The organism is Dapis brunnea BLCC-M229, from assembly GCF_050015995.1.
GTDB lineage: Bacteria > Cyanobacteriota > Cyanobacteriia > Cyanobacteriales > Microcoleaceae > Trichodesmium.
Window position 1 is genome coordinate 67,841 of the sequence record NZ_JBNHEP010000091.1, and the last position, 24,756, is coordinate 92,596.

Sequence of the window (24,756 nt, forward strand, 5' to 3'; positions counted from 1 at the left end):
CCTGTATTTGAGATTGTTTGATTTTTATTTTCATACCTTGATTCAGGAAGGCCAGTATTCAGGGCAACTAAGTCTACAGCTATTTTCGATAGTTGGTATTAGTTGTCGCCCCCAACTTTGCCTCACAAAAAGCGACGGGTAAGCTAACTTCTTAAAGGGCTTGGAGGAAATGCCGCCCCGCTGCGAAAGTCATTAGTTATTATTCAAAGCCTATAAAGGAATGTCTGACTATTGACATCCTCCCGACGCTGCACTTGCGTGACAGCGCGGGATTCCCTAACATCACTGATAGGGGCTTTCTGCTTCTCGCACACCTGCCTCCGAGGCCCTTCCCTCTTTTCGGTCTTACGGTCGCTCCACAGTACGTCGCCAATCCGACCGCTCCCCTAGAGACTGCTAGCCCAGCAGCCTTATCCTATTGAGGATAGCACACTATTGTAAGAACCGCTCTTATTGATTGGTTTTCCCATACGACGCTCCCCTGACCGAGAGGGCGGGTCAAGGGCAAACGTTGAGATAAATATATTAGTAGCCGGAGGACATGCCTCTTCCAGAGGAGCTGCTTCTTGCAGAGGGGCTATCCTACGGAATACTCCGCAAACGCTTTTCAGGTCGCGTTTGCGTTAGCATTCCGTAGGATAGCGAAACGGAGACATTAAACAGACGTAGAGGCAAGCATAAGACTACTGCCAAAGTAGCAGCAGCCTATGAAGGGTAAACCTGCCGAAGAGTTACGGCTCAGTAGGAATCCCCGTGCCTTTAGGCCGGGGAGGATATCAAAGGTTGTCCCCTGATTATTCAGTAATCAAGAATCTACAAGGAATCATCAGTCCATGGTGGAGGAGATATCCCAGGAGAAAGGTTCTGTTTCATGGAACTGTTCTGACACATTGCCTGCCAATCTCGGATCGGTAACACTGTCAAACACCATCACACCTGCCCCTTTATCCTTCAGTATGTCTATATCAGCCCAGAAAACATTCGGACTCTTGGTATATTCAAAAAAGTAGGTAGCTGGCTCATTAGTAATCTTTTGGGTCGAAGTACGTTGGTTCGCAAGAGTCCGCCATTGGGTGGTGGTGAAGGCGAAACCATCAAGACCGAGTGGATCGGAGACATTGCGGATGATGCCCAACGCTGCAGCTAACTCACTCCGCCGATCTTGCTCCAGTCTAGATTTAACAACATTATCCTCCATGGTTGTCAAGTAATAGCTAGCCCGGACGAACCGAGATGTGGCACTGTTGCTCCCTGGCAGAAATGACGACCCATTTTTGGTCTGCTGACCCCAATAGTTATTGAGGGTAAGCCAAGATTGATTGAGGGCAAGCTGTTCGTCAAAGGTTGGGTCATTAGTCAGCACATCGTATTCGTGATCGTGATGGATTGTTAGTTCACCCTTAATGTATTCAAATATAGCTGAATCCCCACTTTTATCCGAGAGCGACAGGTGAAGTGAAAAATCCACGTCTTTCAGGGTTGCTTGAAGCAGTTTCGATTCCAGCGGGTCCATAAGCCCTTGATCTATGAGCTCACCAAAGCTGGCTGTGACGATCTTTAAGTTGTTCTGGTCATGCAGGTCTTGCAGACCGGTGACTGCCTCTTGAACGGTTGCATAATTATCAAGGACAAATTGACCCCAACCTCCAACGGACAAGGTTGAATCCCCTGGTTTAGCATCACCGTATTGCGTCTCTTCCAAAAAGAGGAGATTGGCAACGAGACCCTGATCGTTAATACCATCAACGGTGGCGAGGCCATAGCTCGAGGTAATGATACTGCTATATTTTGAAGTCCATGTGATTGAGTTGTCACCAGCTCCACCATCACGGTCCATGCCTTTCGGAAAGAACCAGAGTTCAGCATCGGGGTCCTGAAACCAGTCCATACTGCGCGCAGTAATTGGTCCATTTGAACTTTCGTAGACTAACCTGCTACAAGCCTGAGCCTGTGGGACTACTGCCATGGACAGGATAGTAATAAGTACAACCAATATAGTTGCTAGCTTTTTGATGGTCAAATTATGCTTCTTCATCATTTCATCATTAAGTTCAATACATGCTTTTTGACATCTTCTCGACGCTACACTTGCGTGACAGCTCGGGATTCTAACCATCGCTGATTAGGGCTTTCTGCTGCCTCTTTACAGAGGAGCTGCGCTAACAATGCACCTGCCTCCAAGGCCCTCGCCTCTTTCCGGTCTTAAGGTCGCTCCACAGACAAGCCAGCGCGGTCTTGGGGGTCTCCCCCATAAGCGACTGGCGCTGACACTGCTAGCCCAGCAGCCTTTAGGTACTAAAGCAAACTATTGGAAAAACTGCAAGATTGAGGGGAGGATATCAAAGGTTGTCCCCTGATTATTCAGTAATCAAAAATCTACAAAGAATCATCAGTCCATGATAGAGGATATATCCCAGGAGAAGGGTTCTTCCGCATATAAATCTTGTGATACCTCGCCTGCTAATTCCCCAGAAATAATATCATCATTTTTGAGTACCTTCACAGGTGCACCCTCTTCAAGGTTCTGATTGTTAATCTTAAGCCAGACAAGACTCGGATTCTTGGTGTATTCAAAAAAGTAAGCGAGACTGTCTGTCTTTTGATCCGCAAGAGTCCGCCATTGGGTAGTGCTCAAGGCGAAACTAGCCAAACCAAGAGGATCGGAAACGTTGCGGATGATGCCCAATGCTGCAGCCAACTCATTCCGCCGATTCCTCTTCACTCCAGTTATCACCTGATTCAACAGATTGTTCATTTCTTTCAAGTAATAGCTACCCCGGACGAACCGATCAGAGGCACTGTTAGTCCCTGGCAGAAAAAACTTACTTGTAACCGCCTTCTCTTCTCCCAACAGATTATTTGTTGTGTAGAGGTATTCCCAATAGCTATTGATAGCAAGCTGTTGGTCGAAGGTCGGGTCGTTGGTCAGTACATTGTATTCAGTACCATGATGAATTACTTGGTTACCTCCAATGTATTCAATGATCGCTGAGTCCCCACTTGGATCTGAGAGGGACATGTGAAGTGCAAAGTTCGACTCTCTAAACTCTTGATTTTTTAGAAGTATGCCGGGCATGGAGCCAGGTCTTAGCTTTTCGAGACCTTCAATGGTTGCTGTGACGACCTGGAAGGGTTTTTCTTCCAGTTTTGTGACTGCCTCTTCAACAGTTGCATAATTATCAAGGACATATTGACCCCAGCCTCCAACTGATAAGGTTTTCTCACCTGATTCAATATCACCATAATCCGTATCTACCAAAAAGAGGAGATTGACAACAAGACCTTGATCGTTAATACCATCAACAGTGGCTATGTCATAGCTTGAGGTAATGATACTTCCATATTTTGAAGTCCATGTGATGGAGTTTTCACCAGCCCCACCATCGCGCTCCATGCCTTTCGGAAATACCCAGAGTTTAGCATCGGGTTGGTTAAGCCAGTCCATACTGCGCGCAGTAATTGCTCCGTTTGAACTACCTTGGTAGACTAACCGACTACAAGCCTGAGCTGCTGGCATCACTGCCATGGACAGGATGGTAATGAGTACAACAAATATAGTTGCTAGCTTCTTCATAAAATTCGGCTTCTTCATTAAGTTTAATCCTGCTTAATGTCTTGGATTATTTACCCATGACAGTAAAACCATAACATACTCATTCTCACTTAAATCAATATTTTATTGTTATCTAATTAAGAAAATTAATAAATTTTTCTAATTACCAAACTCCTTACGCTCCAGGATATTTACACAAGCTAATAAAATCCTGAAAGTTAATCCCCCAGCAATTAATATGCCTACCCATTCTAAATATGGTATGTATGGCAACTGTCTCACAACTTCATCAACAACTTCAACATTAATAGGTTGAATAATCTCAAAATATTGCTGATAGAGGAAGGCATATAATGTTCCAAACCCACCCATCAGCAATACAGATGACAAAGTACGCAAAATCAATGCCAACGTCATAGCAGATCTGTTAACTGTTAACTCAAAAGGTACAGTTTGTTGTCGGACTTGAGGCAGAATCAGATCGTTATACTGACTAACAGTATCCGATAACTTCTGAAGCGATGCCCTGATATTCTCAGGACGCAGACTATTAATCAAAGCACGGCGATCGGCTTCCTTATTGTACTTTTTGATAATCTTGAATGTATTTAGTTCTGGCACGAGATATTGGAGTGAGCCATCTAATGCGAAGAAAGACCTAGTAACTTTCAAAAATGTCCAGTTAGTTGGTATTTTGTACCCAAAGATTACATTATTCACTTCTTGAGTAGCCCCACCTAAGGACTTTTCCCGATATGATAATCCCTTGAGTTCAGATTTAGCTGACCAAGAATCAAATCCACGAGCCATCTCCACTCTTACTCTAGAAATGTTGGCTTTTGGAACATCTACACCTAACCGGATAAGATAATCAGAAGCTTTAGTAAAATCCCCCTCTGACAGAGCATTTACATAACTCAAATAAATTTTTCTCAATTCTGTGTCCAGAGTTCCCGTACTTCCCAAATCAATTAATACAAACTTGCTTTTGCGTAACAAAATTATATTACCAGGGTGTAAATCTCCATGATAAAGATTATCTTCAAAAATTTGTCGTAATAGCGATACGTAGAGCTTTTCGCCAACTTCTTTGCGATCTACATCGTTTTCATCATCCCAGCGCTTTACTCTGGCGCGATCGCTCAGTAATGTCTTAATATAGTCGGACATCAAAACACCGTCTATAAATTCCATTACCAAAACTCTGCGTTTGCAATATTTCTGATATACTGCTGGAACATATATTTTATGGAGTTTGAGGTTCTTTTTCATGCGACGACCATTAGCAGCTTCATAGCGGAAATCCAATTCTTCCGTGAAAGTCTTGTCCAGTTCTGCTACAAACTCATCCCAGCGCAGATAAGTAGCAACATTTAAAGATACTAAGAAATTAACAAAAACCTTAATTAGATCTAAATCTCGCTTGAAAGCATCTGCCAAACCAGGACGCTGAACCTTAACAACTACAGAAATTTTCTTTTTCTTTTTATCTTTCTTTTTCAGCAAAACTGCCCTATGAATTTGAGCAATAGAGGCAGCTGCCAGAGGTTGCTCATCAAAACTCTCAAAGATTTTATTTATAGGGGATCCCAATTCTGATTCAATAGTTGACCGTGCTATCTCAAAAGGAAACCCAACAGCTTCATATTGCAAACTTCGTAATTCATCGCATACCTCCTGCGGAAAAAGGTCTGTTCGTAGTGCTAGTATCTGACCTGCTTTTACCCAAAAACCACCAAACTCTTCAAAGATTTCTCGTAATTGGGTCGCTGTTTTTTGCAGATCTGACTTACCAGTAAATTTGCGAAATTGTATTCTTGCAAAATAAACTATGAATCGCCAAACAACATAGGGGGTTGATAAGCGACGGCTCTCCAGATTCTCTACTACCTTTACTTTTTTTCGGTTTTTTTTCTCAATTATAGGTGTAGGGATATACTTCTTATTGATCATCTTTTAACTATACCGATAAACTGTTTATCAATGGTGTAATCTTTTCATTTCAGCAGGATAATTATTAGGTTTACTGATGATTAAAATATCAAAAAAATTACTCCAATTTTACATCAAAAGCACTCAGGATTTAAGACAGCTAAAAAAATATTCACAACAGAATTTGGTGAGTATTAAACTATAGACAAGTTACATCTAAAGTAATAAACTGCAAAACAAACTTTTCTGATTGTGCCTTGTCATCAGGATAATTTTTAACGCTTACTTACTTAATACTCAGACATAATTTTTCGTCAAAGATATTAGAATTAACTAGACCAGATTGAGCAAGTAAAATAACTTTTTCTACAGCCATATAGGCTAATATATAAACTTAGTTTATCTGCATATATAAATAGTAAACTATCTCTTTCTCTTTAATCAATATTTTTTTCAGTCTATATTCTGAGATTATAATACTATATTAATTAGTATATTTTACATTTTCTTTACAGCGGTTTTCATTTCGGTAGACCAAAGTAGGGACTTTCCATGGAAGGTCCCTACTGGGTTTTGGTTGTGACGATGTGGTTCATCAAATTGAAAAGCGCTGTATAAAAAATTAGATAGATTAGATTTAGACTATTTTTCAAGTAGAAAAGTATATCAGGTAAAATTTAATCTCTAGTTATTTTTCCTATTACCTATTATTGATAAGTATTTAAGCTAAACACATTATTATATCAAATATAAGCACCTACACAGAATTATTTACCGAATAATTAAGCTTTAAAGCCTCTCCTTTAAAGGAAAAACAAGAAAAAATTTTCCTTTGAGTCAATCCTCTTTTTTTAAAGGAGAGTTCATTAATGGATAATGGATAATTGATAATGGATAATTGATAATTACCTCTGGTTAAAACCGTACGGGAATTGAATATAAGGAATATTGTCTTTGTTTTCCCCTATCCAAGGGGAGGCTTTAAACCAGAATTATTTAATTATTAATTGTTGAAACCAGTGATATTTACACAGTAATAATTTCAGCTTCGCTCAATGTGTAATTTATTTTGTTTACCTGCTTAGTTAAATAGCGATCGCTGCAACTGAATAAAAATCTATTATACCCTAGAATTCCCATCCTAAAAACTGCTTAAAATTTTGAATGCTTGTGGACTTTACAATGACTATTTAGACAGATATGATATGAGACTTATTTGGGACAATCGGGATATAAAAGGATAATTGAAAGGTTTGATTTTCCCTAGACATGAAAGTTTAATCTGTCTTCATAATTTAGAAAATATTTTGTCTTGATGATCGCTACAGGAAACGGTAGCACTATCGCCTAAGCTCCCATAATAAATCCCAAGCTATAATCTCCTCAATGTATTATCAAAAACTAATTAACTTCACCCAAACAATAAGATTTTATTCCCTGAGAAACAAAAAAATTAATTGCCATTTCTACCTGATTTTGTGACACTAAAACTACAAAACCAATCCCCATATTAAAAGTATTAAACATCGCCTCCTCATCCACATTACCAACTTCCGAAATCCACCTAAAAATAGGAGGAATTTCCCAATTATTTCTATCTATATCAATAAACATTCCCTCTGGTAAACAACGAGGTAAATTTTCTGGTAAACCACCCCCAGTAATATGAGCCATACTATGAATATCTAAGCCAGATTGTTGTGCTGCTAAAATTGGTTTAACATAAATTTTTGTTGGAGTTAATAACGCCTCTCCCAAACTTTTTTGCTCCAAAAAATCTGGGCTATCTTGTAGAGAAATATTGCATTCGTCAATAATCTTTCTAATCAAACTAAAACCATTACTATGAATTCCACTACTTTCTAATCCAATTGCCACATCACCTACTTTTACCTGAGACCCATCCAAAATCAAACTTTTTTCCACTATTCCTACAGAAAAACCAGCCAGATCGTACTCACCAGGTGGATAAAAACCAGGCATTTCTGCAGTTTCTCCCCCAATTAAAGCACACCCCGCCAAACGACATCCTTCTGCAATACCAGAAACCACTTCAGTTAACTGTTGTTGATTTAATTTTCCTGTTGCCAAATAATCCAAAAAAAATAGAGGTTCCGCCCCCGATGTCAATACATCATTGACACACATAGCAACCAAATCAATACCAACAGTATGATGAAAATTCAGAGTATTTGCTAGTTTTAATTTTGTACCCACACCATCAGTACCAGAAACCAAAACAGGTTCTTTGTAACCACTTGGTAAAGCAAACAATCCACTAAACCCACCTAACCCTCCTAAAACTTCTGGTCGGTGGGTACTAATCACCATATTGCGAATATTATTAACAAATTCACGACCAGCTTCAACATCAACACCAGCTTCTTTATAATCCATCATGTCTTAGACCAAAACTTTGATTGTGTTCTAGAAAACAAAATACAGCAGTCACCACGGTGGTTAGGACATTCTCAAACCCTAAAATTTAGTCACAGCAATAATTTAAATTCTGAGTTGTGAGTTGTCAGTTGTGAGTTCTGCTATACAAAGAACTATTTCCTCGGCATTGCTGAATCAAAGGATGAATCTTTGCAGAAAAGGTAATCCTTCTTGTACTTCCTCTTTCTCCAAACCTACAATTCATCCCGTGAATATGCAACCCCATTTCCTGAAGATTATTTTCTGGCAAAAGCAATCTGCACATCCGTTCTTAGAAACCTACGATAATCTATAGAAATCTATGATTATCTGTTCCATTCTTGCTTCATTCTGGCAACGTCGGCGTCATCCAGTCCACAAGCTGTCACGGGCGAACTACCCGCCATAGCTAAATTTAATGCTGCATTTAAGTCTCGGTCGCAGCTCAAATTATAGATAATACCAGATTTTAGCCAACAGTTACAAGCCCCCCTTTTTTTAACCATGTCTAGTTTCTATAAGTCTACCATCAGCGTTGTTTGTAGAAAATCAACCAAAAAATTTTTAAGATTTGGTTCCCAATTTTCAAAGTTTGTGATAACCTATTGCAGTTCCTTAATAATACTTAAACATCGAAGAGTCTGAGTTATCCGGAATAGTCATTGCTGGACTATATCTAAGGTAAATCCAACTCAACGAGTGCTACTAAAAAAATAAGTTTATGAAGCTCCAAATTTGGACTGGTCTTACTACTTTCCTGATATTTTCTAGTGTCGGTGTAGCCTATGGTTATGCCAATACTCTCCAGGAAGGCAAAATTTATCAGGCGAACGAACCAATAGACAGAAGTTTAGAAACAAATGATAATTCAAATAAAGCCATTGCCAATAGGGAAACAGATGTTCTAAAAGTTGGAGAATACCAGTCAAACACACAAGAAGGGCAAAATACCTTTACTAAAATTCTAGCCCATGAACTGGTTGGTCGCCAAGCTGCAACTCTGTATGTTCGTAATATACCAGTTCTTACTTTTCTTGACTCTCAGAAAACTAACAAGAAGGCTGATAATCAAACTTCAGACTCTTCGGTGAAAGTAGCGACTCAATCTTACAATTCACACCAACAAAAAGATTCCGTATGGCGAGCATCAGTAGTTGCCTCCCGACTAAATCAACTTATTCAGGAAAGTCCCAATCTAGACATTACAGCAAAGTGGGATGCAAACAGAGAAGGTTACATGATTTTGGTCAATGAGCAAAAGTTAGTAGAAATAAATGAGCAAACTATTCTGCCAGATACTACCAACGACTTAGCAACAGATACTTTACAAGCAACTAACCGCCTACGGCGACAAGTTAATAATGCTCCTCCTTTAAAAGAAATAGCAGGTAAACCAAAACCTAAAACACAACCGGAACCACAAAAAGTTGCTGTTGGACCAATTACTTTCCAATTTAAAGGTTGGGCATCTTGGTATGGCCCTGGATTTCATGGTCGTTTAAGTGCCAGTGGTGAGCGTTTTAATCAATATGCAATGACTGCTGCTCATAAAACTCTACCTTTTGGGACAAAAGTACGAGTGACTAATCTAAAGAATGGTAGTTCAGTCATTGTACGGATTAATGACCGTGGTCCATTTACTCCAGGTAGAGTTATTGATGTATCATCTGCTGCGGCTCGTATTTTAGGTATGATTCAAAGTGGAGTTGCTCCTGTCAAAGTAGAAGTTATCGAATCTCGTGGATCGTAAATAAGGTTTGAGGTGATAGGCGATCGGCTTTATGTTCAATTGATTAATCAGATGATTCAGAAGGTGGTAATTACCAAAAATTGGGATGGGGAAAAGTCTATCTTTTCCTCTATTTTTTTAGATTTTAATATCAGGTCTGATAAATGTTTACTAGAAAAAACATTTAGGTATTGGGTAGTCATTTTAGTTATCAGTTATCAGTTATCAGTTAGCCTCCTATCGGAGGAACTGCGTTAACAGTAACTCTGCAATAAGGAGGCTTGACATAAGGAATATTCTCTTTTTTTATCCCCTATCCAAGGCGAGGCTTTAGACCACAATTTTTCGGTAAGTAAATCTTCATGTTATCAGAATTGGAAATTAAGTTTCCTACCATCTGATCCGATTATTTTTAACATTTTTTTGACATGGATTGTATTATGGGAGTTCCAAATAAAAAATTATCCCATTCTGATGAAAGTAAGGGAGTAGGAAGTAGAGAATAAATTGAAAAAGTAAGGGAGTAGGAAGTAGCTAGTAACGATAGATTACAAAAATTGGGATAATTTATTTTCTGCTATTCTCTATACTTGATTCAAAAAAATAGTTAAATTCAAATAAGTGGAAAGGATGTAGTTCAATAATTAATAATTAATAATTAACAATTAATAATTAATAATTACCTCTTTTTAAAAAGAAGAGGATTGGTTAAAAGGAAAATTTTTTCTTCTCTTGGTTGATTGGATATGGCGAGGAAACCCGCTCTTGCAAAGCTGCTGAGCTTTTCATGTCGCGAAGCGTTAACGCGCGTTGTGCGTTAGCTAAACACCATCCCATCCTAGGAGAGGCTTTTAACCTTAGTTTTTCGGTAAAGAGAAAAAGGCTTTTAACCTATCAGCTAATTCATAATTCCTAATCATAGTTGAAATATTTAACATCTTAATCTGTTCAACTTTGCCTCAGAGTGAATAGTTGATAATATCGTATCCGGATAATTAGCGATTAAAAAAAATTCTATTCCTTACTATCCTTTACTTTCTTTTTTAGGACTGGTAATGTTCTTACGCAATTAATTTATAACTATTTAATCGGACATCATAATATAGCATTTATGAGGCTAATGAAGTACACCGATATTTATTTACAGCAGATTCCAAGTACATGAAGTACAGATATTAACAATTAAATGAATGCAAGTGCGGGCATATTGCCCGCTTTAGGGTGTACTTCACCACAGTGGAATTCGCTGTATATTCTATTTCCTATTCTCTCAAACAAACGAATTTTGTACCTTAACAGTATAGGAATTGCTATAAATAAAAGATTTCAATTAAAAAAAACGCTGGTTTTGTAGATGTAGTGATTTATGGTAGAGGTAGGGAACAATTAACTGGCAACAGGAAACATAAAGTACCTTAAATTATTAGTTTCAAAGAGATAGTATTCCCTTGAATACTTGACTTTTTTTAGGATATAACTACTTGTACACCACTACCAAAAAAAACATACATCGGTTTGATTGGTCTGCTCGTTTGCACAGCTAATACCAATTCTCAAAAGTCTTCCTATACTTGGAAGCTGGCAAAAATAACTTTCCTTCATAACCAAAGTTAGGAAATATCGAGTATTTGCTCGAAAAAATAATATTTAGAAATAGAAAATTTAAGTATTGAAAAATTCATGGTAATTGGTTTAACGAAGTCAGAAGTCAGAAGTCAGAAGTCAGAAGCGAGTGTGTAATTCTGAGGTCTCCTCAGAATGTAAGACACACTCAAGACAGTGATTTTTGTAACGGGGATTTAAGCCCCGCTCCAAAAATATTTCGCCTTAAAAGGCGGGGTTTTAGACCCATATTATTTTGATAACAGACTTCTGATTTATAACTTATTATATTTGTCAAAAAAAAATGCGTTTATTTACCACTATTGCAGGTTTGCGCTGCTATTTAAATTTACTACAAACTGAGCAGCAAAAATCTCCCTATACTATCGGTTTAGTTCCGACAATGGGAGCTTTACACGAAGGACATTTAAGCTTAATTAAACGTGCAAGAGAAGAGAATAAAATTACGGTTGTCAGTATTTTTGTTAATCCTTTACAGTTTGCTCCTACAGAAGATTTTCAACAATACCCTCGACAATTAGAAGTAGATAAAAAATTTTGTCAGAAAGAAGGAGTAGATGTAATTTTTGCTCCTACTCCTAAAATAATGGGTATGGAAAATGAGTTATCTACTCAAGCTCAAAATCATACAACTACAGTTGTTCCTCCATCTCACATGACATCAATTATGTGTGGAGTTTCTCGACCTGATTTTTTTCAGGGAGTGGCAACAATTGTCACTAAATTATTGAATTTAGTTCAGCCAAATAATGCTTATTTTGGTCAAAAAGATGCTCAACAGTTAGCAATTATTAAGCAATTAGTTAAAGACCTCAGTTTGCCAATTAATATTGTTTCTTGCCCAATAATTCGCGAAGCTTCAGGATTAGCTATTAGTTCTCGCAATCAATATTTAACTCCTGAACAAAAACAACAAGCTTCCATACTTTATACTTCTCTTTGTCATGGTAGACAAATATTTTTAGAGAATCGAGATACACCAAATATTCTCAAAAAAGTCAAAAATGCTGTTAAAGAAAAATTAGCGTCTCAACCAACAGTAAAACTAGAGTATTTGGAAATAGTTGACCCTGACAGTTTACAACCTTTAGAAAATATTCAAAATATAGGCTTATTAGCGATCGCTGCTGATGTTGGACCTTGCCGTTTAATAGATAATATACTCTTGAGAAACCGTAAACCTATAATTGCCATTGATGGGCCTGCTGGTGCTGGTAAATCCACAGTCACCAAATTAGTAGGACAAAATCTAGGACTTTTGTACTTGGACACAGGGGCAATGTATCGAGCCGTAACATGGATGGTATTACAAGCTGGTGTGCCAGTTGAAGACCAGGCCCAAATAGCAGAATTAGTCAGTCAATGCAAAATTAGCTTTAATGGGCCAGAAAATAACCATGTCATCATCAATGGCCAGGATGTCACAGTAGAAATTCGGAGTAGGGAAATTACAAATAATGTTTCAGCTATTGCAGCCCAGCCTACTGTCAGGTATTTTATGGTAAAACAACAACAAAAATTTGGAACTAAAGGAGGGATAGTAGCAGAAGGACGAGATATTAGTACCCATGTATTTCCGAATGCTGAATTGAAGATTTTTTTAACAGCTTCCGTAACAGAGCGATCGCGACGGCGACTACTAGAGTTACAGCAGAAAGGTCAAACCAACATCAGCTTAGAAGAAGTAGAAAAAGATATTATTCGTCGTGACAAAAAAGATAGTAACCGGGAAATTTCTCCCTTGCGAAAAGCTTCAGATGCTATTGAAATTAGCACAGATGGTTTAAGCATAGCTGAAGTTACTCAAAAAATTGTCGATATATACAAACAAAACATTTGAGTAACTCCAGAAAATACTGATTCATTAATGGATAATGGATAAAACCTTTCTTGATTGAATATAAGGAAATATCCTAGCACTTTTTTTCCCCTATGGGGGAAGGCTTTAAAGGGTGAATTATTTAATTAATAATTATTAATTATTCGGGAAATAAGATTAGTTAAATTCAAGTCAGGAGAAAAAAATTATGACAAATAAATAAAAATATTATATATATTTTTAATAATATTAAAGGGGCTATTACTTAAATAGTAATAATGAAAGTAAGTAGAACGCGATTGATTTTTTAAGTTATGTATCAAACGTAAATTGGCTAGTCAGTTATATAAATACCTTAAGGCGTTTTATCGCTGCACTCGAAGTCATGAATAGGAAGTCATAAATCAGAAATTTTTTCTATTATAATTTTCGGTTAAAACTTTCTACTTATAGATGGATAAATAGAGTTTAAGACTCCGGCTATAGATTTCATTTTAGCGGTGGAAAATTAGTTACTAGTAACAATCTCCCACTAACTTTAAATTCTGACTTTCCGGCAGAATGCGGAGCTAAAACACTTATGATTTATGACTTCTTGAAGCCTAAATATCCAACCTCTTTTTTGAGCTTAATCTACTTATAATCCTCCCAAAAATGAAAAAAAATTAACTTTTCAAAATTTATGAATAATTCAGTAAATTTCAAATATCTGTAGAAAATAGAAAAAAATGACAAACTTAAATGTATTATCTAGGCAAGGAAAATCATTAGCAACAATCATCGCAGCTAGTGGCAGTTTTTTAATAGGGATTCTACTCCCCCTAGATATATGGGCGAACCCACAAGCAACAACAACAGCAAGCACAGCAGTAACTACAAATACAATTAATCAACCAGCAAATAACAAAGAAAACCAATTAGAAGTAATTAAAATTAGTTCCGTCCTTGCCAAAAACATTAATACAACTCGACAGAAACTCAGGGAATTAGAATTAAAAACCTTTAATTTTAGTGTGCCAAAAAGGTTTCAAGGAAAAACAGTTAAAAATATTACTCTGAAAAACAAACAAAAAGTTATTGCCTTAACTTTTGATGACGGTCCATGGAACAAAACGACAGAACAAATATTAGATATTCTGAAAAAACATAACATTCAAGCAACTTTTTTCGTAGTCGGCCAACATTTAAACGTACGTCAAGAAATAGGCAAAAAAATTGTAGAAGCAGGTCACGTTATTGCTAATCACACATGGAACCACCCTTCTAAAAAGAGTAAAATGAATCCAGACCGCATCAAAAGTGAAATTGGACGTACAGCAGATCTTATATACAAAATCACAGGTAGGACTACTAACCTATTTCGGCCTCCTGGTGGTGTCCTAGTTAATGGTTTAGCTGACTATGCGAAAGAACGGAAACACACTGTAGTCTTGTGGTCTGCTGATTCTGTTGACTGGTATTATAGATCTGCTCCAGAAATTACCAAAAAAGTTTTGAATAGAGCAAGTAATGGTGGAATTGTCTTGCTACATGATGGTGGTGGTCCAAGAGGTCATGTTGTTAAAGCTCTACCCAATATTATTGCTGGTTTGAAAAAGCAAGGTTATGAATTTGTAACAATACCAGAACTTCTAACAATTAAAGATAGAGAATTACATCAGGAAGAGTTAGCAAAACAACAAAATAAAAAGCAATAATTAAAGGAGTTTGTAGCTTGTATGTCTTAGGTTTAAGAGTATGGTGATTCAACCTCAAGCAATTGTGGAAACAAGTTTCAACTGAATCAGTTGTGTAAGGATTTAGAGATTAAAAATCTACCTTACGAAGAGCTAATTTGTAAACTTAGCTGTTTGTGCAGCATCCCGCAGGAAAAGTCTAATACCAAATTCAAAAAAAGTCGTTACAGCATTAATCTCTAAATTCTTACCACCATATCAAATGACTGTAGCAATATTTTCAGGACTTACGCATTGGTACTATATATAGATATAGAGTGGAAAAACTATAGCGATACAGTTTTTAACACCACATACATGGTCTCTGCGTAAGTCCTAATTTTATGAAATTGATATAGCAATCCGCGCATAGGTTGCGGGTAATCAAAAAGTAGATAAAAAAAACTGAAACTCCAACCAGTTAAGTTTTCCTAGTTAAGCGTTTCCTAAAAGCGGTAAAATTTTTATACACAAATAAAATAGGATTGCTATATTGTATTACCTATGTAGTAATTCAGCCTATTAATCAGCCTATTAATATTTACTATTAGACATCCTCCCAACGTTGAGCTTACGCGACAACGCGGGATTCCCTTTTCATGTCGCGCAGCGAAACATCGCTGATAGGGGCTTTCTGCTGCCTCTTGCAGAGGAGCTGGGCTTTTCATGTCCCGCAGCAAAATAATGCACCTGCCTCCAAGGTCTAGCCTCTTTCCGGTCTTACGGTCGCTCCTAAACACTTGCCAGGGCGGTCTTGGGGTCTCCCCCATGAACGACTGGCGCTGAAACTACTATCTCAGCAGCCTTAAGCTATTTACTATAGTAAACTCAGCAGGAAAACCGCAACATTGATTGGTTTTCCCATACGACGCTCCCGTGACCGGAGAGTGCGGGTCTTCAACCAACGTTTAGATAAATCAGCTATAATAACTACTGACTCTTAATAATTAGGACTTACGCACAGACAATTTATGTAGTGTTAAAAACTATAGCGCCACAGTTTTTACACTCTATATATAGTATATAATACCCCTGCATAAGTCCTGATAATAATAAAATTATCCAAACTTGATAAAAAGGTGTGTCAGTCCACTACTAGACTGACACAGCTAATTTTGTGCATTAGAAAATGGGGGGATGGGGTGATGGGGTGATTACGAAAAAAGCTAATGCACTATTTTAGGTGTGTCGGTCCACTACTAGCGCGTCTAGCTTTATTTTTTGGGTAAGTCGAAATGAAGACCTCTCCCCCGACTCCTCTCCTCGCAGGAGAGGAGAGAATATTTCCCCCCCTTCCATCCTCCTCCCTTTCAAAGCTATGCTTTATCAACATCTTTCTGAACATAAAATTTGACAAAATATACAAGTTATGTATTAGCCTTCGAGATGCTTTTTCTGGAGAAAAGTGTATTGAATTAGAAATTTTTTTGAGAACTACAGACAAGATTCTCACTTCCCACACCCCCCACACAGACCACAAGGTTTTCAGGAGTTCCTTATCAGGGATAGCTTTCAAAGGGGGGCAGGGGGGATAGTTGTGGGGTTGGGGAATTAGGTTTTTTTCAACCTACAATTTTAGTCTAGACACCCGACTACACCTGGATTTAATATTTGTTTGACAAACAGTCTCTAAATTCTGAATTCTAAATTCTAAATTCAGAATTATACACTATTGTTATATTGTTGATACACCTGTCTATAGGACTTTTGACTCAAACAAGATGGCTTCTATAGCTCGCAAAAATTTATTAGAAGATATTCCTCGGTTTATAGTAGCCCAAGCAGGAATATTATTTGCAGTTAGCTTAGTAACAATTCAAACAGGCATATTAAATGGGTTTGCTCGTTCCACAACCTTATTAATAGACAAATCCAATGCAGATATTTGGATCGCCTCTGATGAAATGGTTAACTTCGAGCTGACAGATCCCCTACTGTATGGCCAATTAAGCCAGGCCAAAACTATAGAGGGTGTCCAGCAAGCAGAAGCTTTAATTTTAGGATCGGTCAGATGGCGGCCTCAGAATGGAGAAATGAGTCCATTAATGGTAATTGGATTTAACCCCAATGGACAACTATTCAATCCGGGAAATATCATTGAGGGTAACCTCAAAGACCTAAAAGAACCTTTTGCAGTGATGGCCGACCAAAGCAGGTTATCCAGTATGCTCTCTGAAGGAATAGGAACAACAGCGATCGCCGGTTCCCTACCAGCAAAATTAGTGGCAGTGACCAAAGGTACTCAGTCAATTGTATCAAGTACCTTATTATTTACATCCCTCGAAAATGCCAACAGCTACATTAGTGCAGGTATTAACGCTGAAGTGAACTGTAAAGTAGTAGGAGCAGGAAATCTCCAATGTACAAAAGTAGTGGAGAAAAAAGACCCCACTCAAAAGTTAGAGGAAATACCCACACCCAAACAGTTAGAAATAGCAGACCCGATCGCTTATATATTAATTAAAGCTAAACCAGGTGAAGATTTACAAGTCTTGAAACAAAGAATAGAAGCAGCAATGCCAGCTACTAATGCTTATACGAAAAAGGAATTATCTGAGAAAACCAGATTTTTTTGGTTAGCACGAACAAATATTGGTTTAGTTTTGGGAATGGGGGCAGTGGTAGGTGTAATTGTGGGGATAGTTGTGGTAGCTCAGATTTTGTATTCTTCTGTATCTGACCATATTAAGGAGTTTGGCACCCTCAAAGCAATGGGCGCATCGGATAAAGAATTATATGCAGTAATTGTGGAGCAAGCAATTTGGATGGCAGTTTTAGGTTATATTCCTGGGATGTTGGTTTGTTTAGGATTGAGTGGTTGGGTGGCCAGTAAGGGAATTATTATTTTGATTACACCTTGGTCTGCGTTAGGGGTATTGGGTATAACTGTTGTGATGTGTGTGGGTTCAGCTTTCTTTGCAATTCAAAAAGTAACTCGCATCGATCCAGCGATCGTATTTAAAGCTTAGGGGAATTTTGACTTGTCCCCAAAGAATATTTCTTATGTGAACCTCACCTCGAAGTAACCTTTGTTATTAGGAGCTGGATGAGTTGGAAACTCTCACGTCCGGTTTTGAAACAGAGGTGAGGGGTCGAAATACTCCTATCGACTGTAACCCTAAGTTTATGAAATTGGTATTATAGCAATCAGGAATCAGTTGTGAGAATTGAGGTGTTCCTTAAAAGGATAGAATAAAATATACGTTTTTTTAGAGACTGTTTGTAAAAGGAATATTAAATCCAGGCGTAGGGTGGGCTTCGGCTGTCGCCGACATGAAAAGGCGACAAGACCTATGCTCAGGAATGGGAGCCGCAACCCACCAAACATACCCAATATTAAGCACTAAGCGCTATCTTAATCTTTGCTTGTGCATTCACTCTCTTATTCTTCTCTGTTCCGTCTTCCCAGTTGAGTGTTCCCTAAAACTCTCCAATACCTCAAAACTTAAATCATATTGTCATAGATCAAAAAAAATATATTTGCTTGGGAAAATATTAAATAATTATTAAATCTCACTTCTAACTCATAGGATGATATTTATCACATAGCGAATAAGTATTTTTGCGGATATATAATGTAAGTTAAATCTAAAAACATCAGTAAATTTAACTAGATAAAAGATATAAATATTACAAAAGTAATCACTTTTAAGCAGATATAGGTCCGTAAATATAATCATAGTCATCAAAAAAATGCGTGATAAAACTTACTTATAGTACCAACCCAAACTCTAAATTTTTAAATTTTTACTGTATAATCACAGATATATCATTATTTAATAATAATAAAATTCTATAGTAGTGAAGTAATAGGTAGTTTGCCAGAAATCTTCACTACATTATTGAATAAATATAGTGAAAGTATTAAACCATAAGTTAAAAATATTAACTTTTGAATCATCACTAATATCTGATAATAAAAATATATATAAGAAATGCTTAAGATGAAGAAAAGTAAAGTTGGACATAACGATCGATCGCTACAAACCTTAGCTAGAGCGATAACTCTATCTGAGGGTGATTTTTCCCTAATTTTAGTCCGTTGTAATTCTCCAGAATTAAGAGAAGAAATCCTCCAAAAATTCAAAGCAGAATACCCTGTAGAATACCAAGAATTAGCATTAGACAATTTTACAGATACACTTTACTCCAGTATTAACCAAAATCTAGGTCATAGCTTACCCAAAGCTTTAATGGTTAAGAGTTTAGAGTCAGTTAATACCTTAGATAAAGTACTAACTGCAGCTAACTTAGTCAGAAATAACTTCCTAAACTTTCACTTTCCCTTAGTCTTGTGGGTGACAGATGAAATTCATCAAAAATTAATTCGTTTAGCCCCTGATTTGCAAAGTTGGGCATCATCAGCAATTAGCTTTAATCCTAAATCTGCTTAAACCAAAAATTAATCGCCAAAAAAATGGGTCTGAACCCTCGCCGAAAATCTTAGGGTCTAAACTTTATGAAAGGGCAAGATTAATGATAGCTAAATTTCATGCCAAATTATCAAGATACTAGGACAGACTTTCTACATAAGTTATCAACTAAAACAGTTTCTCAAAATCAAACAATAACTAAATTATAAAAAAAAATCTAAAATTTTTAATGTTTACCTTGTATCAGTGGTAATAAAATTATTAAACATTTTTGATCTCTAGCTAAAAAGCAAAATTAACCCTTATTCTGTCAGTGGAATAGCTAAAGATTGCTAATTATGGTCCAAAAATACAACTCCCTTGAACAAAGTCAGAAGTCAGAAGTTATAAGTTAGAAGTTGTTTTTTTCACAGGGGCTTTTGAGCAACCCTGCAAAAACATTTTGCTAATCAAGGCAGGGTTGTGCGACCCAATCCTGTTTGATAACTCCAGAGACGATAAACATTCTGGAATCCTAGTCAACCATAACTAGCACTTAAATTTAGCCAATGCCATTAAACTTGACAATATAAGGAATCAAAAGTATGGAGACAGCTATTGAATCAATCCACGCCAGAGAAATTCTTGATTCTCGTGGTCGTCCAACTGTAGAAGCAGAAGTCCATCTAGTCAATGGGATTATGGGATTAGCCCAAGTGCCCAGTGGTGCATCAACAGGCAGCTTTGAAGCCCACGAACTTCGGGATGGAGACAAAGGACGCTACAGTGGCAAAGGGGTACTCACAGCAGTCAAAAATGTAGAAGAACAAATTACCCCCACCCTAGTCAAAATCAATGCTCTCAACCAAACCTTAGTTGACAGCAAAATGATCGAAATAGACGGCTCCCCTAACAAAAGCAACCTAGGAGCAAACGCAATTCTAGCAGTCTCCCTAGCAACAGCCAAAGCAGCAGCTAACTCTGTTGGTATGCCATTATATCGCTATTTAGGTGGTCCTCAAGCCAGTCTACTTCCAGTACCCCTCATGAACGTCATTAACGGTGGTGCTCACGCTGCCAATAACGTAGATATTCAAGAATTTATGATTGTACCTGTAGGTGCTGCCTCATTTAAAGAAGCATTGCGGTGGGGAGCAGAAGTATTCGCCACCCTCAGTGGAGTTTTAAAAGAGAAAGATCTACTAGGTGGAGTAGGAGATGAAGGCGGTTACGCTCCCAACTTAGGCTCCAACCAAGAAGCATTAGATATATTAATTGCAGCTATTGAAAAAGCTGGTTACAAACCAGGAGAACAAATCGCCTTAGCGTTAGACGTAGCTGCCAGCGAATTTTACAAAGATGGTAACTACACTTATGACGGGGCAACTCATTCTCCTAGTGAGTTGATTGATTATTTAGCTAGTTTAGTCGATCAATATCCCATTGTGTCCATCGAAGATGGTTTACATGAAGAAGATTGGGAAAGTTGGGTGCAGCTAACCCAAAAGTTAGGTAGCAAAATCCAATTAGTAGGAGATGACTTATTTGTTACCAATGCTTCTCGCCTACAAAAAGGTATTGATATGGGTGGCGGTAACTCAATTTTGATTAAACTCAACCAAATAGGTTCCTTGACCGAAACTCTAGAAACTATTGACTTAGCAACTCGTAACAGTTATCGCTCAGTTATCAGTCACCGTTCAGGAGAAACAGAAGACACAACGATCGCTGATTTAGCCGTGGCCACCCGTGCAGGTCAGATTAAAACAGGTTCCCTCTGTCGTAGCGAACGGGTGGCCAAATATAATCGACTGTTGCGGATTGAAGATGAATTGGGCGATCGCGCCGTCTATGCAGGTGCAATAGGTTTAGGGCCAAAAGGTAGAAATTAGAGTTAGTGATAGCATAAAACTAGCGAAAACTGACCTATAACACCAAAAATGTTAGGGATAGAAACTCAACTGGCGTAATCCTAGAGTTTCTTCCCATTTCTCAGGGATTAAGCCAAAAGTTAACTGTTGACTATAATTACTTTCTCAACTAATGTTGAATTTATAGGACTTTTTGTACCTTTAGCAAGAAAGATTTTTGATGACAAATAAAACTAAGGATTTATTCATTGGAACAGAAACAATGAGTCGGCCAATGAGATTCAAACTACTTGAGAAAGGCTACACGCTCAAAGTTCAGAATAAGTATAACCAAAAAGAAAGAGTGGTAGCATCAGGAGGAACACGGGAAGATTACCCAAAAGAACTAACTAGAGACTGTCGGGTGCTAATTGCTTGTTTGCCCTCAGAAAATATGTCTGGCAAAAATGGTTCGATTGAAGGAATAAACAAAGGCGCTACAGAGAAATATTATTATAGATGTGGTAATATGGTCTTGGATTTTCGATAACGAATCAGGTTATCAACCAAATATTCCCAGAATAGCCAAAATTCACCAGAGAGATTTACACAAGAGTAGAAAGATACCATACATAACAACAAAAATGGTGTCAATTTTAGGATAAGTTAAACATTTAGCTTAAGGAAGCTTGAAATTTTTTGAGGGAGAGCAATTTAATTAAGGCTCGAACACTTAATATTACCTCAACGCTTCTAGCAGAATGTTGTTGAAAACAACAGAAGCTAGGAGAAAGTCGTAACAAGGAAAAACAAAAAAAAGTAGTTTAGAACAATTAAAGATTATGAATCAAGCAGTAACAACTAAAAGCAAGGATAGTTTTGATGCCATCAAAGGAGCTCATGTTCTGTCAGGCGATCCTGAAAAGATACAAGAATATTACGATCAATGGGCGACTGCCTATGATAGTGACGTATCCAACGAAGAGTATACAGGTCCTAAATACATTGTCAATTTCTTGGCAGAGTCCAAGAGCGATAATGGGTTGAAAACCATAGATGCAAGCAATCGCCATATGGAAATCCTGGATGCAGGGTGTGGTACAGGTTTAGTGGGTATTGTCCTCAAGCAAAAAGGTTATCAGAATGTAGATGGATGCGATCTCTCTGAAGGAATGGTAGAACAAGCTCGTTCGACAGGTGCTTATAATGTTCTCGAAAGTGGAATTGACCTCACTAAAATAAATGAAGCTTATGAGGACAATCAGTATGATGCTACAGTCTGCTGTGGGGTATTTACTTTAGGTCATGTGCCTCCAACTGCTTTATTAGAGCTAATTCGGATTACTAAACCAGGTGGCTGGGTAGTAGTAAGCACCCGCAAGAGCTATTACGACAGCACTAATTTCCAAGAGGTTTGCGATCGCTACCAACAAGAAGGTAAAGTCAAATTGGTCAATCATGTTAAAGATGGTCCATATATTGCTGAAGAAGGGGCACATTATTGGGCTTTTGCAGTTTGTTAATAAAGCTGCTGTGAGCGAAGAGCAAAAGCTCACTATGTTTTAGGCGATCGGGTGCAGCTAGTGTTACCTAGGATGTTGATTCTGATAATTTTTCCACCCCGAAAAGTTATGCAGCACTACTCCTGTTTCTTTCTACAAACAAGAGGTTGTTAAAAGTGTTGCTTGGGTACTGTTTTTAATTAGTCTTAGTATTTTAAAATAGCCCTTGTTATTTCCCGATAGGGCAAAAGAGTCAAACAGAAAACCTGATAGAATCAACTCCCTAGGTTTTACCGAAACTTTAACTATTTTCTACCAATAGAGGAAAGCAAAAATTAGCTAACTCTATAGTTTTTGTTGCGGAAATTTTAGATGGGAAATTAAACTATATATAGGTATTGATGCCATGAGAAGTCTGCCAATTATCTCCTTATCAGAATTAGAAAAAGCTAGCCCTGAAGAAATTAAAAAATTGTACGATGTTTGCTATGAACATGGTTTTTTCTATCTAAAAGAACATGGAGTTTCCTCAGAAATAATCAATCAAACTATTGAGGCATCCCGAAATTTTTTTGAACTACCTGAAGATGTTAAATTAAACTACCGTCAAGACGTCCAAAAAGTTTATCCCAAAACTTGCAGGGGTTACGTTCCTTTGTATGGAGAATTTCTGAATAAAGAAATTGGGTTTGACCCCAAACAAGTTTTCGATTTAGGTATAGAAAGACCTCTATCTGAGGAACCTTTTACCGGTCCGACAGTTATACCTGATGATAGTGTAGCTCCAGGTTTTGCTGGTTCTCATTATGAGCTACAAAATGAAATTATGACAAAGGTAACTCCTAAGTTATTAAAAGGATTAGCCTTAGCGTTAGGATTAGAAGCCAATTGGTTCGATAGATTTTTTACAGAGCCAACATTAATCCAACGCACGATTTATTATCCAGCAGGGATGGGAAAAGCAGGAAAACATACGGATAATGGCATATTTACAGTTTTAATTCAAGAATATTTTCCCCAGCCTTCTTTAAGAGTTCATACTAAAGATGAATGGATAGATGCTCCCTGTATAGAAGATGCCTTTGTGATTAATTTAGGGGATATGTTACAAATGTGGACAAAAGGATTATTTGTTAGTACGCCCCATGAAGTAATTCATCGTAATTCTGAAGCAACTAGAATATCAATTCCCTTCTTTGTTTATCCAAATATTGATGCAATAATTGAACCATTTGATACTACTGAAAAAATTAGTTCTAAAGAAGTAATGTTAAAGAATTTTGTGTCAATTTGGGAAACCCGTGAAGGGGCAGGTAGGGCTAAAGAAATAGTCTAATTTATAAATAGACAAAAACTCAATAATTGCCACAAATTAAGCTTTAATAAATTACTTGATAACCAATTTATTAAGGCTTTGATGACTATGCTTATCTATAAATTGAGTTAGGTTCAACATAATTGATAAGAACAAATAAAATATAATGATTAATGAGTATGTTGATATAGCCAATTATTATGACAACCTATTGACAAGTGGATACTTTGACTTTGATTACCTTAGCAATATCTTGTACAACTTACTTGGTGTTAGAAGAAAAGTTTTAGATATTGGTATAGGAACTGGATTACTTACTGAAAAAATGCTTTCCTTGGCAAACTATAACATTGTTGGCGTTGATTTTTCTCCCCGAATGTTGGAAATTGCTAAGAAGAGATTAGTAAATTCAGATGTTAAGTTGATTTGTGAAGATATTATAGAATTTGAAAGTAAGGAAAAGTTTGAAGCTATAGTTTCAACTGGAGGTGTTATTTGTATATTGGAAGAAGATGGAGAATATAGGATTTCTAGCCACATAATTGATCCAGAAAAAAATCAGCAGTTGCTGGCAAAGTTACACAGTCATTTAGACGAGGGTGGATTATTAGCATTGGGAATTCAGGGAGGTCATACCAACTATAAAAAGGAAATTAAAGATGAGATTTTTTATGAGCAGAAAATTAAGAAGGAGGGAAATTATATTGATAAGTGCTACGTGTTTTCTGAAGCTAATGGAGAAATAAAGAGCAAACAATTTTGCCGTTTTTATGTTTTTGATGAACTACAGACAACTCAAGCGCTGATTGATGCAGGATTTAAGCAAGAATATCAGATTATTGATGGCAAGTTTTTAGTCAGCTACAAATAATACAGCAATTATGACATAATTAATGAATGCATAAACTCGATTTGTATAATTAAATTTACCATCAAAACTATAGCAAT

16 protein-coding genes are annotated in these 24,756 nt (G+C 37.3%); 10 read left to right on the plus strand and 6 right to left on the minus strand.

Annotated features, from left to right (window positions below; translation table 11 throughout):
* Positions 1-826: 826 nt before the first annotated feature.
* The 5 genes from ACP6PM_RS10470 to ACP6PM_RS10490 form a co-directional block, all read right to left on the minus strand.
* Positions 827-2,038, minus strand: a complete 1,212-nt coding sequence (locus tag ACP6PM_RS10470) for a linear amide C-N hydrolase (protein ID WP_426584341.1) — start codon at positions 2,036-2,038, stop codon at positions 827-829.
* A 351-nt stretch (positions 2,039-2,389) separates the two neighbouring features.
* A complete protein-coding gene (locus tag ACP6PM_RS10475) occupies positions 2,390-3,592 on the minus strand; it encodes a linear amide C-N hydrolase (protein ID WP_426584343.1) in 1,203 nt (400 codons plus the stop codon).
* A 120-nt stretch (positions 3,593-3,712) separates the two neighbouring features.
* A complete protein-coding gene (locus ACP6PM_RS10480; RefSeq protein ID WP_426584345.1) occupies positions 3,713-5,506 on the minus strand; it encodes an ABC1 kinase family protein in 1,794 nt (597 codons plus the stop codon).
* Positions 5,507-6,886: 1,380 nt separating this feature from the next.
* Positions 6,887-7,882, minus strand: a complete 996-nt coding sequence (gene purM, locus ACP6PM_RS10485) for a phosphoribosylformylglycinamidine cyclo-ligase (RefSeq protein ID WP_426584398.1) — start codon at positions 7,880-7,882, stop codon at positions 6,887-6,889.
* Between the two features lie 347 nt (positions 7,883-8,229).
* The gene (locus tag ACP6PM_RS10490) at positions 8,230-8,409 is read right to left on the minus strand and encodes a hypothetical protein (protein WP_426584347.1); all 180 of its coding nucleotides are present in this window, start codon (positions 8,407-8,409) and stop codon (positions 8,230-8,232) included.
* A gap of 215 nt (positions 8,410-8,624) precedes the next feature.
* Between ACP6PM_RS10490 and ACP6PM_RS10495 the strand changes: the two genes are divergently transcribed.
* On the plus strand, positions 8,625-9,653 hold the full coding sequence (locus tag ACP6PM_RS10495) for a septal ring lytic transglycosylase RlpA family protein (protein ID WP_426584348.1): 1,029 nt from the start codon (positions 8,625-8,627) through the stop codon (positions 9,651-9,653).
* A gap of 56 nt (positions 9,654-9,709) precedes the next feature.
* On the opposite strand, the gene ACP6PM_RS10500 is transcribed toward ACP6PM_RS10495, so the two are convergent.
* On the minus strand, positions 9,710-9,835 hold the full coding sequence (locus ACP6PM_RS10500) for a hypothetical protein (RefSeq protein ID WP_426584349.1): 126 nt from the start codon (positions 9,833-9,835) through the stop codon (positions 9,710-9,712).
* Between the two features lie 1,703 nt (positions 9,836-11,538).
* Between ACP6PM_RS10500 and ACP6PM_RS10505 the strand changes: the two genes are divergently transcribed.
* From ACP6PM_RS10505 to ACP6PM_RS10545, 9 genes are all read left to right on the plus strand, one after another.
* Entirely contained in the window at positions 11,539-13,095 is a 1,557-nt protein-coding gene (locus ACP6PM_RS10505) for a bifunctional pantoate--beta-alanine ligase/(d)CMP kinase (RefSeq protein ID WP_426584351.1), read from the plus strand.
* A 707-nt stretch (positions 13,096-13,802) separates the two neighbouring features.
* Positions 13,803-14,771 (plus strand): polysaccharide deacetylase family protein, encoded by a 969-nt coding sequence (locus ACP6PM_RS10510; RefSeq protein WP_426584352.1) that lies wholly within the window; start codon positions 13,803-13,805, stop codon positions 14,769-14,771.
* 1,739 nt (positions 14,772-16,510) lie between these two features.
* Positions 16,511-17,758, plus strand: a complete 1,248-nt coding sequence (locus ACP6PM_RS10515) for an FtsX-like permease family protein (protein ID WP_426584354.1) — start codon at positions 16,511-16,513, stop codon at positions 17,756-17,758.
* Positions 17,759-18,733: 975 nt separating this feature from the next.
* Complete coding sequence (locus ACP6PM_RS10520; RefSeq protein WP_293104798.1) at positions 18,734-19,183, plus strand: hypothetical protein; 450 nt, start codon at positions 18,734-18,736, stop codon at positions 19,181-19,183.
* Positions 19,184-19,746: 563 nt separating this feature from the next.
* Positions 19,747-21,033 (plus strand): phosphopyruvate hydratase, encoded by a 1,287-nt coding sequence (gene eno, locus ACP6PM_RS10525; RefSeq protein ID WP_426584356.1) that lies wholly within the window; start codon positions 19,747-19,749, stop codon positions 21,031-21,033.
* Positions 21,034-21,232: 199 nt separating this feature from the next.
* Positions 21,233-21,541 carry an NAD(P)-binding domain-containing protein gene (locus tag ACP6PM_RS10530; RefSeq protein ID WP_426584358.1) on the plus strand — a complete coding sequence of 103 codons (309 nt, stop codon included), beginning with the start codon at positions 21,233-21,235 and terminating at the stop codon, positions 21,539-21,541.
* A 292-nt stretch (positions 21,542-21,833) separates the two neighbouring features.
* Complete coding sequence (locus ACP6PM_RS10535) at positions 21,834-22,514, plus strand: class I SAM-dependent DNA methyltransferase (protein WP_426584360.1); 681 nt, start codon at positions 21,834-21,836, stop codon at positions 22,512-22,514.
* 385 nt (positions 22,515-22,899) lie between these two features.
* The gene (locus ACP6PM_RS10540; RefSeq protein ID WP_426584362.1) at positions 22,900-23,829 is read left to right on the plus strand and encodes a 2-oxoglutarate and iron-dependent oxygenase domain-containing protein; all 930 of its coding nucleotides are present in this window, start codon (positions 22,900-22,902) and stop codon (positions 23,827-23,829) included.
* A 145-nt stretch (positions 23,830-23,974) separates the two neighbouring features.
* On the plus strand, positions 23,975-24,679 hold the full coding sequence (locus ACP6PM_RS10545) for a class I SAM-dependent DNA methyltransferase (protein ID WP_426584364.1): 705 nt from the start codon (positions 23,975-23,977) through the stop codon (positions 24,677-24,679).
* Positions 24,680-24,756 lie beyond the last annotated feature (77 nt).